We start from the raw sequence: 12,650 nt of genomic DNA, 5'->3' as shown, positions 1-12,650 counted from the left end.
TCCTTTAGCGTACAACGTCTTGAAAGACGGTGAGTTCTTGCAGGATATCCTCATTTATTTCAATGCCGAGTCCTGGCTGTTCGTTTAAGCGAATAAATGGTACGTCGTAATGTAAGTTTCCGATGTCTTTCGTGAACTTTAATGGACCTGTTAGCTCGACGCTCGTAATGATTTTTTTCGAGAAAGCGACATGGAATCCTGCGGAAGAGGCAACGGATGATTCGACCATGGATCCAACTTGGCATTCGATGCCGACCATTTCTGCTTGGTGAGCGAGTTTTACAGCGGGATATATGCCACCGCATTTCATTAGTTTTATATTTACTTTATCAGCCGCGTCTAATTTAATGATTTGGCGCATTTCACGAGAACCTTTTAATCCTTCATCAATCATAAGCGGAAGGTCTGTTTTCGAACGAATGTGAGCCATTGCGTCAATATCGTCTGCAATGACAGGCTGTTCAATCCAGTCGATGTTTAAATGACCTAATGAACGAAGTGCTGTTAATGTGTTGGCGCTATTTTTCCAACCTTGGTTTACATCAACACGAATCGCAATATCATTTCCTACACGTTCACGTACCGCTTCAATTCTTTTTACATCTTCTTTTACATTTGTACCGACTTTCATTTTGAAAGATTGGTAACCTTTTTGAATCATGGAAGCAGCTTCTTTTGCCATGGCTTCAGGTTCGGCGATACTTAAGACGTGAGTGACAGGAAATTCCTCATGATATCGTCCGCCAATTAATTGATATACAGGTTGATTTAATTTTTTACCCATTATATCGAAACAAGCAATATCTATTGCAGCTTTTGCAGTAGGAACACCGTAAATTGTATTATCCATCATATCGTGTATTTTCTCGATATTCATTGGATTTTGCCCGATAAGAGCAGGAGCTAGTGTATGCTTTAAAGTATGGAAAGTACTTTCCCACGATTCACCTGTAACGTGATCATCAGCGACGCCTTCACCATAACCGATAATGCCTTCGTCTGTTTCCATTTTGACAATAATAGAAGGCATATCAGAATAAGAACCGTAACTAATAACAAACGGATCGCGAAGCGGTAAACGAATTGCATAAAGATGAATAGCTGTAATTTTCATTAGGTAGAGACCCCTTCCTGTTTACAATGGTTTTGTACATTTGATATAGTTGACGTTAAATAGTCGTTAATTAATGATAAGGAGTTAGAGAAATGATGATAAAAATTGCAGTTGTCGGTTCAAAAGAGTTTATGGAGACAATTTTACCTATTGCTCATAAACTAGAAGAAATAGAGATTGATCCATATATTTACCTTCATCCGGCAGAATCTTCTGAACTATTAAAGCGTTTAAAGCCTTGTGATGTCATCTTTTTCTCAGGTGCTTTACCTTATTATATGGCAAAAGAAATAAGAGAACAATTACGAATTCCAAGTACGTACTTACAGCAAGACGAGACAACTGTCGCATCTTCCATTCTTTCTATCATGTATCATCAAAGTATTCAACCACATAACATTTCTATCGATTTAGTAGACCGCTCGTTTATTACAAATGTGTTCCATGATATCGGTATAAAAGAAAGTCCACAAGTGTTTGATTATGAAAATATGCTGTGGAGTAAAGATGAAATAAATAGAGTTATTGATTTTCATGTAGCTAAATATCAATCTGGAGAGGCTCATTTAGCTTTAACTAGTATTCACGCTGTTTACGACGAGCTTCAAAAACTAGGTGTTCCTTCAGAGCGAATGATTGATCCAACACAGTCCATTATACATGGGTTAAAAGGTGCAAAAATAAAAGCTGAGTTAGCAAAAAGCTATTCAGCTACTGTTGGTGCTTGTATTATTTCTTCCTTAGAATTACGAACGAATTTGCTTGAAAAACTAGATGTCATTTCAAAAGAACTACGTGGTTCATTTAAACAAGTGGATGAAATGACATGCATTTTGTATACAACTCGTGGTGATATCGAATCCATTATAAAAACAAATATAATAAATAATTTATTTGCGAGTATAGAAGGAACGATAGCTATTGGATTTGGTTACGGAAAAACTGTGAAAGAAGCGGAGCAAAATGCAAAAATTGCTCAAAGTTTTGCAAAGAATAATCCAATAGATCGTTGTTTTTATATACTAACAAGTGATAAAGATTTATTTGGTCCGTTCCCGAAAGAACAGAGAGTACAAAGTTTGAAAAATGATAATCCGGAACTAATGAAAATAGCGAAGGAAACGAAGCTTAGTCCGGCCAACTTGTCAAAAATTATTCAATTTAGTCAATCGCATCCGTCATTGAAGTTTACAGCAGCTGACCTTTCTGAGTACTTACAAGTGACTCGAAGATCGACAGAAAGGTTGTTAAAGAAATTAGTTGATTACGGGTATGCTCATATTTGCGGCGAGGAAATGCCCTATCAACAAGGGCGACCTCGCGCACTATATGAACTGAATTTACCGCTATTTTTAAGCTTCTAGTTGAGCTTTTTGTTTCTTTAGTAGTTCTGCTTTTTCAATGTCTGATAGTTTTGTAATTGTGAGACCAGTTATACCGTAAATGATTGAGATAATAGGTACAATGAAATTCAAAATAGCATAAGGGGCATATTCAAATGCACCTACGCCAAGTGTTGCGAGAATAAATACACCGCACGTATTCCAAGGAACAAAGACAGAAGTTAATGTTCCACCATCTTCTAATGCTCTGGATAAGTTTTTTGAATGTAGTCCTTTTTCCGTGTATGCATTTGCGTACATTCTTGAAGGGACGACAATTGAAATATATTGTTCAGAGCAAGTAAGGTTTGTTGCAAAGCAAGATGCGATAGTAGAAGCGATAAGCCCTTTTGCTGATGTCGCTAATTTTAAAATTTGATTTACAATGGAGCGAAGAATACCTGTATGTTCTAATACTCCTCCGAAAGTCATAGCGACAATTGTCATAGAGACTGTATTCATCATCGAATCTAAGCCACCGCGGTTAAATAGTTCGTCTACTAGCTTGTTTCCAGTGTCTATAACAAATCCAGCTTGGAGTGCACCGACAGATGCGGAGACAGAACCACCTTGAATAAAGACTTGTGATAAAAATCCTAAAATAATACCGACGAGAATGGCTGGTATGGCAGGAACTTTTTTAGCAACCAATACCATAACAACTACAGGTATGATTAATAGGAAAGGTGAGATAACAAAGTTTTGCTGCAATACTTGTAATGTTTGCTCGATACTTTTGGCATCAATATTGTTAGCACCGAAGCTTCTTCCTAAGAACGCATAAACGATAAGAGTAATAATTAAACCTGGAATTGTAGTAAATAACATATGACGAATATGTGTGAATAAATCTGTATTTGTTAATCCTGCGGCTAAGTTTGTTGTGTCTGAAAGCGGTGACATTTTATCGCCGAAATAAGAACCGGAAATGATAGCACCGGCAACCATTGGAGCTGGGATTCCCATACTAAGGCCAATGCCCATTCCTGCAACACCAATTGTTCCCATTGTAGACCAAGAGCTACCAATAGCTAATGCAACAATAGAACAAATAATTGTAATTGAAACTAAAAATAGTGATGGAGTTAATAGATTTAAACCGTAATAAATCATTGTTGCGACGATTCCACCACCAATCCAAGCACCGATCGTTAAACCTACTAGGATAATGATAACGATAGCGGGTAATGCGAGGCGAATTCCTTTATACATTGCTTCTTCAATGTCGTTCCATTTGTAACCGTAACGCCAAGCGACGATGGAAGCAACGGTTGTACCGATAATAAGTGGGACGTGAGGGCTTTGTTTTAATACAACAATTGTAACCATCATAACTGCAACTGTAATGATAATAGGGATCATGGCTACACCAAAAGGTATTTCTTTTTTCATAAATGTCCTCCTTGTTATGTATGTTTGTTTGTATTTTTAGAATTGTCGTAAAATAGACGTTTATTAGGTTATGATAACTAAAAGTTTATGTAAGCGTCAACATAAAAAACAGAAAATAACGAATGTTCTAGTTGTTTGTTTAGTTTGTAATATAGGTGAGAAGTAAGCTTTTTAAGTATTTAAAAATAAATAATTGACTTTTTTCTTAAAATTCAATATGTTCATAAAAACATCTGTTTTTCATAAGTATAATTAATCCGAATCGTTTGTAATGTGGGAAGGAGACTGGAACGTTGAAAACATTAGAACTACAAGAGCGCTTAACGGAGATTTTTCAGCATTTACACGAAAACCCTGAAGTAAGTTGGAAAGAATATGAAACGACAGCATATATTACTGACTTTTTAAAAGAAGAAGGAATTTCATATAGAACATTTGATGATTGTCCAGGTGTAATTGCTGAGATTGGAGGCGGGAATCCAGTTATTGCGATTCGTGCTGATATGGATGCACTTTGGCAAGAAGTAAATGGAGAATTTAAAGCGAACCATTCATGTGGCCATGATGCTCATATGACCATTGTAATGGGGCTTATTTTACAATTGAAAAATATGAGATGGAAAAGTGGTACGGTTAGATTTATTTTTCAACCGGCAGAAGAGAAGGGTAATGGTGCTTTGAAGATGGTGGAGAAAGGTGCTGTAGATGATGCCGATTTCTTATTTGGCGTCCATCTAAGACCAATTGAAGAACTATCTTTGAAACAAGCAGCCCCATCTATTCGTCATGGAGCAGCAGGGTTTTTAGAGGGTATGATTCATGGGGAGGATGCACACGGTGCAAGACCACACCAAGGTGTGAATGCAATTGATGTCATTTCCATGATTAATATCGGTTTGAAAAATATTTGGCTGCCACCGCAAAGTTCTTATTCAGTAAAAATGACGAGATGCCAAGCTGGTGGTGATAATTTAAATATCATTCCGGGAAATGGTCATTTCAGTTTAGATGTAAGAGCAGAGAGTAATATACTATTAGAAGAATTAAAGAAAAAGATTGAGCATGTAATAGAATCAGCTGCATCGATGGGATCAAAAACTTCATACGAATGGATGGATCTTGCACCAGGAGCAGAGGTTTCCGAAGAAGCTGAGCGCTTTATGCGTAAAGGTATTCTCGAAGTGTATGGGGAAGAGAGATGCACAGGGCCTCTCTATACGACAGGAAGCGATGATTTCCATTACTATACAGTGAAAAGACCACATTTAAAAGCTGTCATGCTTGGACTAGGAGCAGACCTACAACCTGGATTACACCATCCGTATATGAGGTTTGATCATAGTTGTATTATGGATGGGGTAGAAATATTGAAACAAACTGTATTGAAAGTGTTAGAAGACAGGGGCTAGAGAGCTCCTGTTTTTTGGCGTGAATTGTCGGCAAATCGATATATTTGAAAAACCGTTGATATATTTTGAGTTATGATAGATATATTGAGAAAATCGTTGATATATTTGAAGTTACGATAGATATATTAAGAAAACCGTTAATATAATTTCACGTACCTATTAATTTGATGAAAAATGAGCCTCCAGTACATGGTGTATAATAATAAGTACCATTTTCTAATAGGAGAAGACGAATGAACGAACAATATTACGATGCAGTTTTACATATAAAAACAGTCGGTGAGCAAAAAGGGTTTAACAAGTCTATGCATTATCATCGCTATGAACCGACACCGTATAGCGGGTTAGATGAGTTATTGAATCAATATGAAATACGAAGTAGCGACCGAATTGTAGACTTTGGGTGCGGAAAAGGGCGATTAAACTTTTATATGCATCATAAATGTGGTGCTTCAGCAGTTGGAATTGAAATGAGTGAAGAGTTTTATAAAGAAGCGTTGGATAATCTTGATCGTTATGCACGCAAGGTAAGAAACAGTAAAGATAAAATTGGGTTTGAATGCTGTTTAGCGCAGGAATATGAGATTGATCCACGTGATAACCGATTTTATTTCTTCAACCCATTTTCTGTACAAGTATTTATGAACGTAGTAAATAACATTTTACTTTCTGTAGAAGAAACGGGGAGAGAAGTGGATATTATTTTATATTATCCTTCTGAGGACTATATTTTCTTCTTAGAAAATCAGACTGCGTTTGAGCTGAAGAGGGAAGTAAGATTGCCTGGGGCTTATGAGAAGAATGGGAATGAGAGGTTTTTAGTGTATAGATTGGAGTGTTAATGTATGGGTGCTTGGGGAGTAGCAATATTATCAGACGATATTGCTGAAGATATTAAGTTACTATATAAGGATTTGTTAGCAAATGAATATTCAAATGAGGAAGCAAGTAGGATTGTAATTGAGGAGTACAAGAATGAATTAGATGATGAAGAAACTATTGCCTTTTGGTTAGTATTTGCTTCCATACAATGGAGGTTAGGGAGACTTCAAGAGAATGTTAAGCAGGAGGCATTGCAAATAATAGAGAGTGGTACAGATTTAGCTCGCTGGGAAGAAGAACCTAAATTACAGAAGAAACGTGAAGTAGTTTTAAATAAATTAAGAGAACAGTTAAATTCTCCGCAGCCAGAAGCGAAAAAAGTACCGAAGAGATTTATAGCTAATACTTCTTTAAAAGCAGGTGATGCTGTTAGTTATGAATTAGCATCAGGGAATTATATTATCCTTAAAGTCATTGAGATTGTTGAGGAATGGCATGGAGATCGATACCCTCTGTTCGAAATGTGTGATTGGGAAGGAAAAGAGATTCCTTCAAAAGAAGAAATAGACCAATTAGAATTGAAAATAAAGATTTATGAGGGTGGAAAACAGGAAGTTGTAAAAATTGCTATTTATCCGGCCGGAAAAAGAGACAGCACATTAAAAAGAATCAAAGTAGTGGCAGAGGATGTAAAAGTAGTATTGGATATAGGGTCGCCGTATACAATACTATGTTGGAAGGATTTTGACGACTACGTAGATACATTGTAATAAAAAAGACGCATTACCTAATTGGTAATGCGTCTTTTACTCACGTCTATATTAGTTACGGATTAAGTAATCAAATGCACCTAAAGCTGCGTTTGCACCTGAACCCATAGAGATGATGATTTGTTTGTACGGATTATTTGTACAGTCACCTGCAGCAAACACTCCTGGTACGTTTGTAGCGCCGTGCTTGTCTGTTACGATTTCACCGCGAACGCGTTCAACTGTTTCGCCTAACCAGTCTGTGTTTGGAACAAGACCGATTTGTACGAATACACCTTGTAATTCAACGTGATGAACTTCTTCAGTTTCACGATCGATGTAAGAAATACCGTTTACTTTATCAGTACCAGTAATTTCTTTTGTTTGAACGTTTTTCAGAACAGTTACGTTTGGTAAGCTGTTAAGACGTTCTTGTAATACAGCATCAGCTTTTAATTCTGGCATGAATTCAAGAACAGTTACGTGCTTAACAATACCAGCTAAGTCGATAGCTGCTTCAATACCAGAGTTACCTCCACCGATAACTGCTACGTCTTTTCCAGTGAATAATGGACCGTCACAGTGTGGGCAGTATGCTACACCTTTATTTTTGAACTCAGCTTCACCTGGTACGCCAACATTACGCCAGCGAGCACCTGTTGAAACGATTACGCTCTTACTTTTCAGAATAGCGCCGTTTTCAAGTTCCACTTCAATAAGTTCTTTTTTCTCTAAACGTTTCGCACGTTGTAGATTCATTACATCGATGTCGTATTCTTTAACGTGCTCTTCAAGACTTGCCACTAGCTTAGGACCTTCAGTGCGTTTTACGCTGATGAAGTTCTCAATGCCCATAGTATCCATTACTTGACCACCGAAGCGCTCAGCAACGATACCAGTGCGGATTCCTTTACGTGCTGCATAAATTGCTGCACTTGCACCAGCAGGGCCGCCACCAACAACAAGAACATCGTATGGATCTTTATCAGAAAGCTCTGATGCATCTGGACCGTTACCCATTTTAGCTAAAATTTCTTCAAGTGTCATACGACCGCTGCCGAAAGATTCGCCGTTTAGGAAAACTGTTGGTACTGCCATGATGTCTTTGCTTTCTACTTCCTCTTTGAATGCAGCGCCATCAATCATAGTATGTGTAATACCAGAGTTAAGAACGCTCATTACGTTAAGAGCTTGTACAACATCAGGACAGTTATGACAACTTAGGCTGATATAAGATTCAAAATGATATTCGCCTTGAATGTTTTTAATTTGATCGATTAATTTTTGTTCAACTTTTGGAGCGCGTCCACTTACTTGTAGTAAAGCTAACACTAATGAAGTAAATTCGTGTCCTAATGGAATACCAGCGAATACGACACCAGTGTCTTCACCAGGGCGGTTTACGCTAAAGCTTGGTGTTCTCTCTAATTCAACTTTTTCTACTGTAATCTTAGATGACATAGTAGCTAATTCGTCTACTAGAGCTAACATATCTTTAGATACGTCATCGTCTCCTGCGCTTACTTTAAGTAAAATATCGTTCTCCATTAATTGAAGATATTGGGATAGTTGTGTTTTTATATCTGCATCTAGTATCATTTTGATCGAACTCCTTAGATTTTGCCTACAAGGTCAAGGCTTGGTTTAAGTGTAGCAGAACCCTCTTGCCATTTAGCTGGGCAAACTTCACCTGGGTTGTTACGTACGTATTGAGCTGCTTTAATTTTGTTAACAAGAATGCTTGCGTCACGGCCGATACCGTCAGCATTGATTTCCATAGATTGGATAACGCCGTCTGGATCGATGATGAATGTACCACGAGCAGCAAGACCTTCTTCTTCCATTAAAACGTTGAAGTTTGTAGTGATTGTGCGAGTTGGGTCACCAATCATGATGTACTCGATTTTACCGATAGTTTCTGAGCTATCATGCCATGCTTTGTGAGTGAAGTGAGTGTCTGTAGATACAGAGTATACTTCAACGCCTAACTCTTTAAGAGTTGCATATTGGTTTTGTAAGTCTTCAAGTTCAGTTGGGCAAACGAATGTGAAGTCAGCTGGGTAGAAACAAACTACACTCCATTTTCCTTTTAAACTTTCGTCAGTAACTTGGATAAATTCTCCATTATGGTAAGCGTTAGCTTTAAACGGTTTTACTTCTGTGCCGATTAATAACATATTAAAATTCCTCCTAAATGTTGGTTTTGAGCATCAAAAAATAGTGTGCTCATAAAATATATTTTTTAATTAACTATAATAATTCTAATTCGATATTAATTATCATATAGAAGTGGTTATTTTGTCAAGCGAATAAACGAACTTTATATCAATTTAATTAATATTTATTCTCAATTAAGGATAACAGGGAATGGAAAGGTAATTTTAAGTTTATAAATTTTCAATGAGTGCTTGAAAGAGTAGTGTGTATGTTAGAGATATGATGTAAGTATAAATTCTTAGGAAGGAAATATTTCTTAGAAGTTGTCTTTTTGAAAAGGAACTGCGTATTTCTATTTTACAAAGAATTGTGTGATAAATAAAATAAAATGAACTAGAATCTTTTTGAACAATTTTTGTCCTCTCAAATATATAATTAGGAAGCATATTGCAATGATATAGAAACGTTGACTCAAGATATTAACAAGATATAATAAAACCTAGATATACATTTCAAAAAGAAGAACATATATTATAGGATGAAAGATTTAATCCTATTATTTTTTATAGCTTTTAGAAAACGCTTACAATTAGTGTGGAGGGGAAACCATGTCTAAGTTCACAAAGTATTTTTTAATGGAAGCTAACGATGTGATTGTATATGTGAAAGAGAAATTATCTAAGTTTGAGGATGCAAAGGGGTTACAGTGTAAAGAAATAGGCGATGGTAATTTAAATTATGTATTCCGTATTTGGGATGAACAGGAGAATATTTCTGTCATTGTAAAGCAAGCTGGGGATACAGCGCGGATTTCAGATGAGTTTAAGTTGTCGACGAATCGTATTCGTATAGAATCAGATGTTTTGCAGTTAGAGGAGGAGTTAGCACCTGGGCTTGTGCCAAAGGTATATTTGTTTGATAGTGTGATGAATTGTTGCGTAATGGAGGATTTATCGGATCACACAATATTACGTACAGCACTTATAAATCATGAAATATTTCCGAGGCTTGCGGATGATTTAACTACCTTTATGGTGAATACACTCTTATTAACATCGGATGTTGTAATGAATCATAAAGAGAAGAAGGAGCTTGTGAAGAATTATATAAATCCTGAGTTATGTGAGATTACAGAAGAACTCGTATACGCTGAGCCATTTACAAATCATAATAAGCGTAATGAGTTATTTCCGTTAAATGATGGATGGATTAGAGAACATATTTATAGTGATAAAGAGCTCCGTATAGAAGTAGCTAAACTTAAGTTTTCTTTTATGACGAATGCACAGGCGCTTATTCACGGTGATTTGCATACTGGTTCTGTTTTTGTAAAAAATGATTCCACAAAGGTAATCGATCCTGAGTTTGCCTTTTATGGACCAATGGGATATGACGTTGGGAATGTAATGGCGAATTTAATGTTTGCTTGGGTGAATGCAGATGCAACCATGCCGCCCGGTGCTGAGAAAGATACGTATATGAGTTGGTTACAAACGACAATGGTAGAGGTAATTGATTTGTTTAAGAAGAAGTTTTTAAGTGCATGGGATATTCATGTGACCGAGATTATGGCGAAGGAAGAAGGCTTTAACGAAGTATATTTACAGTCTGTATTAGAGGATACAGCTGCAGTAACAGGCCTTGAGTTAATTCGTCGTATTGTTGGGCTAGCGAAAGTAAAAGATATTACTTGCATTGAGAATGAGGAAGCACGTGCTAGAGCAGAGCGTATTTGTCTTCAAGTAGCGAAGAAATTTATTTTACAGGCGAATCAATATAAAACAGGCACAAGCTTTGTAGAAACGTTAAAAGAACAGTCGATGAACTACGCGAAGTAAGGGGAGAAGATGATGGAAGAGCAATTAATACCAATCCAGTGGAAAGATGATGCTTTAGTTTTATTAGATCAAACATTATTACCGAATGAAGTTGTCTATGAATCTTTTAAAACAGCTGAAAGCGTTTGGGATGCCATTCAAGTAATGAAAGTAAGAGGAGCGCCAGCAATTGGTGTTTCAGCAGCTTATGGTGTGTATTTAGGAACAAAGGAAGTTATTCAAAATAAGATGGAAGACTTTATAGAGGAAGTCAAAAAGGTATGTGCATATTTGGCAACATCAAGGCCAACAGCGGTAAACTTATTTTGGGCACTTGAAAGAATGGAGGCAGTCGCGACAGAGAACGCACACTTATCAATCGCCCAGTTGAAAGATAGATTATTAGAAGAGGCAAAAGAGATTCATAGAGAAGATGAAGAAATTAACCGTCACATTGGAGAACATGCACTAACATTATTCCATGATGGAATGGGAGTATTAACACATTGTAATGCAGGTGCGTTAGCGACGACTAAGTATGGTACTGCGACAGCTCCAATGTACTTAGCGAAAGAAAAAGGATGGGACTTGAAAATCTATTCAGATGAGACACGTCCTAGATTACAAGGTTCAACGTTAACGGCATTAGAATTGCAGCGAGCGGGAATTGACGTCACTGTCATTACAGATAATATGGCAGCTATGGTCATGTCACAAGGGAAGATTGATGCGGTAATCGTTGGATGCGACCGTGTGGCAGCAAATGGTGATATAGCAAATAAAATTGGGACATTAGGCGTATCTATTTTAGCGAAATACTACAACATTCCGTTTTATGTAGCAGCACCAACACCGACAATCGACTTAAAAACACCGACAGGAAAAGAAATTCCGATTGAGGAAAGGGATGTTTCTGAAGTGATTAATCGCTTTGGGCAATATTCTGCTCCGAAAGAAAGTAAAGTATATAATCCAGCATTTGATGTCACGCCACATGAAAATGTAACAGCGATTATTACAGAAAAAGGGATTGTAAAAGCACCGTTTACGGAGAACTTAAAAAATCTATTTCAATAAGTAGATAGATACAAAGTCAGTCATCATAAGCTTCATACTTAGGGGGATGTATATGTTATTACAAAAAGAGAGAGAAGAAATTGTAGCGTATGGAAAGAAAATGATTTCTAGCGGTTTAACAAAGGGGACAGGCGGTAATATTAGTATTTTCAATCGGGAGCAAGGCCTTGTTGCCATTAGCCCAAGTGGTTTAGATTATTATGAAACGAAGCCTGAAGATGTAGTTATATTAAACTTAGATGGCGATGTAGTAGAGGGAGAGAGAAAACCATCAAGCGAACTTGATATGCATCTTATTTATTATAGAAAGCGTGAAGATATAAATGCGCTTGTGCATACACATTCTCCTTATGCAAAGACGATTGCATCATTAGGATGGGAACTGCCCGCAGTATCGTATTTAATTGCTTTCGCAGGTCCTAATGTTCGCTGTGCACCGTATGAAACATTTGGTACGAAGCAATTAGCAGAGGCGGCTTTCGAAGGGATGATTGATCGTCGTGCCGTTTTACTTGCGAACCACGGTTTAATTGCAGGTGCAAATAACATAAAAATGGCATTTACCGTTGCAGAAGAAATTGAGTTTTGTGCGCAAATTTATTATCAAACGAAAAGCGTCGGAGAACCGAAGTTATTGCCGGAAGATGAGATGGAGAATTTGGCGAAGAAGTTTGAAGGATATGGGCAGCAGTAGAATAAAAACACCCTCAAGAAAAAATCTTGAGGGTGTT

Annotated in this window: 11 protein-coding genes; 7 read left to right on the top strand and 4 right to left on the bottom strand. The window is 37.1% G+C overall.

All coding sequences use genetic code 11. From position 1 onward, the window contains the following. Window positions 1–4: 4 nt before the first annotated feature. Window positions 5–1,114: a mandelate racemase/muconate lactonizing enzyme family protein gene (locus FH036_RS16910; RefSeq protein WP_138322535.1), complete on the bottom strand. Its 1,110-nt coding sequence runs from the start codon at window positions 1,112–1,114 to the stop codon at window positions 5–7. 92 nt (window positions 1,115–1,206) lie between these two features. Here FH036_RS16910 and FH036_RS16905 point away from each other — a divergent pair, with 92 nt between their 5' ends. Beyond that, on the top strand, window positions 1,207–2,478 hold the full coding sequence (locus tag FH036_RS16905) for a hypothetical protein (RefSeq protein ID WP_000972829.1): 1,272 nt from the start codon (window positions 1,207–1,209) through the stop codon (window positions 2,476–2,478). Here FH036_RS16905 and nhaC read toward each other — a convergent pair. Continuing rightward, window positions 2,467–3,888: a Na+/H+ antiporter NhaC gene (gene nhaC, locus FH036_RS16900; protein ID WP_000711543.1), complete on the bottom strand. Its 1,422-nt coding sequence runs from the start codon at window positions 3,886–3,888 to the stop codon at window positions 2,467–2,469. The genes FH036_RS16905 and nhaC overlap by 12 nt on opposite strands. A gap of 293 nt (window positions 3,889–4,181) precedes the next feature. On the opposite strand from nhaC, the gene FH036_RS16895 reads away from it, so the two are divergent. The 3 genes from FH036_RS16895 (at window position 4,182) to FH036_RS16885 (ending at window position 6,889) form a co-directional block, all read left to right on the top strand. Beyond that, a complete protein-coding gene (locus tag FH036_RS16895; RefSeq protein WP_000853516.1) occupies window positions 4,182–5,297 on the top strand; it encodes a M20 peptidase aminoacylase family protein in 1,116 nt (371 codons plus the stop codon). Between the two features lie 233 nt (window positions 5,298–5,530). Further along, window positions 5,531–6,139 (top strand): SAM-dependent methyltransferase, encoded by a 609-nt coding sequence (locus FH036_RS16890; RefSeq protein WP_001005640.1) that lies wholly within the window; start codon window positions 5,531–5,533, stop codon window positions 6,137–6,139. A 3-nt stretch (window positions 6,140–6,142) separates the two neighbouring features. Then, on the top strand, window positions 6,143–6,889 hold the full coding sequence (locus tag FH036_RS16885) for a hypothetical protein (RefSeq protein WP_139896018.1): 747 nt from the start codon (window positions 6,143–6,145) through the stop codon (window positions 6,887–6,889). Between the two features lie 51 nt (window positions 6,890–6,940). On the opposite strand, the gene ahpF is transcribed toward FH036_RS16885, so the two are convergent. Beyond that, a complete protein-coding gene (gene ahpF, locus FH036_RS16880; RefSeq protein WP_000599492.1) occupies window positions 6,941–8,467 on the bottom strand; it encodes an alkyl hydroperoxide reductase subunit F in 1,527 nt (508 codons plus the stop codon). A 14-nt stretch (window positions 8,468–8,481) separates the two neighbouring features. Next, window positions 8,482–9,045: an alkyl hydroperoxide reductase subunit C gene (gene ahpC / locus FH036_RS16875; RefSeq protein WP_000924422.1), complete on the bottom strand. Its 564-nt coding sequence runs from the start codon at window positions 9,043–9,045 to the stop codon at window positions 8,482–8,484. Window positions 9,046–9,633: 588 nt separating this feature from the next. On the opposite strand from ahpC, the gene mtnK reads away from it, so the two are divergent. The 3 genes from mtnK to FH036_RS16860 are packed head-to-tail and all read left to right on the top strand — an operon-like array spanning window position 9,634 to window position 12,613. After that, window positions 9,634–10,863, top strand: coding sequence for an S-methyl-5-thioribose kinase (mtnK, locus tag FH036_RS16870; RefSeq protein ID WP_138322533.1), 1,230 nt, complete (start codon window positions 9,634–9,636; stop codon window positions 10,861–10,863). 12 nt (window positions 10,864–10,875) lie between these two features. Beyond that, complete coding sequence (gene mtnA, locus FH036_RS16865; protein ID WP_138322532.1) at window positions 10,876–11,919, top strand: S-methyl-5-thioribose-1-phosphate isomerase; 1,044 nt, start codon at window positions 10,876–10,878, stop codon at window positions 11,917–11,919. Window positions 11,920–11,971: 52 nt separating this feature from the next. Further along, window positions 11,972–12,613: an L-fuculose-phosphate aldolase gene (locus FH036_RS16860; protein WP_000926547.1), complete on the top strand. Its 642-nt coding sequence runs from the start codon at window positions 11,972–11,974 to the stop codon at window positions 12,611–12,613. Window positions 12,614–12,650 lie beyond the last annotated feature (37 nt).

The sequence above is a fragment of the Bacillus sp. CD3-5 genome (assembly GCF_006349665.1).
Lineage (GTDB): Bacteria > Bacillota > Bacilli > Bacillales > Bacillaceae_G > Bacillus_A > Bacillus_A paranthracis.
The sequence above is the reverse complement of the archived record's forward strand: the minus strand, read 5'-3'. Positions and strand labels throughout refer to the sequence as shown.

Bases quoted from the DNA above. Each gene is read 5' to 3' on its own strand.
- FH036_RS16910 (WP_138322535.1), bottom strand. From the start codon at position 1,114: ATGAAAATTACAGCTATTCATCTTTATGCAATTCGTTTACCGCTTCGC.
- FH036_RS16905 (WP_000972829.1), top strand. From the start codon at position 1,207: ATGATGATAAAAATTGCAGTTGTCGGTTCAAAAGAGTTTATGGAGACA.
- nhaC (WP_000711543.1), bottom strand. From the start codon at position 3,888: ATGAAAAAAGAAATACCTTTTGGTGTAGCCATGATCCCTATTATCATT.
- FH036_RS16890 (WP_001005640.1), top strand. From the start codon at position 5,531: ATGAACGAACAATATTACGATGCAGTTTTACATATAAAAACAGTCGGT.
- FH036_RS16885 (WP_139896018.1), top strand. From the start codon at position 6,143: ATGGGTGCTTGGGGAGTAGCAATATTATCAGACGATATTGCTGAAGAT.
- ahpF (WP_000599492.1), bottom strand. From the start codon at position 8,467: ATGATACTAGATGCAGATATAAAAACACAACTATCCCAATATCTTCAA.
- ahpC (WP_000924422.1), bottom strand. From the start codon at position 9,045: ATGTTATTAATCGGCACAGAAGTAAAACCGTTTAAAGCTAACGCTTAC.
- mtnK (WP_138322533.1), top strand. From the start codon at position 9,634: ATGTCTAAGTTCACAAAGTATTTTTTAATGGAAGCTAACGATGTGATT.
- mtnA (WP_138322532.1), top strand. From the start codon at position 10,876: ATGGAAGAGCAATTAATACCAATCCAGTGGAAAGATGATGCTTTAGTT.
- FH036_RS16860 (WP_000926547.1), top strand. From the start codon at position 11,972: ATGTTATTACAAAAAGAGAGAGAAGAAATTGTAGCGTATGGAAAGAAA.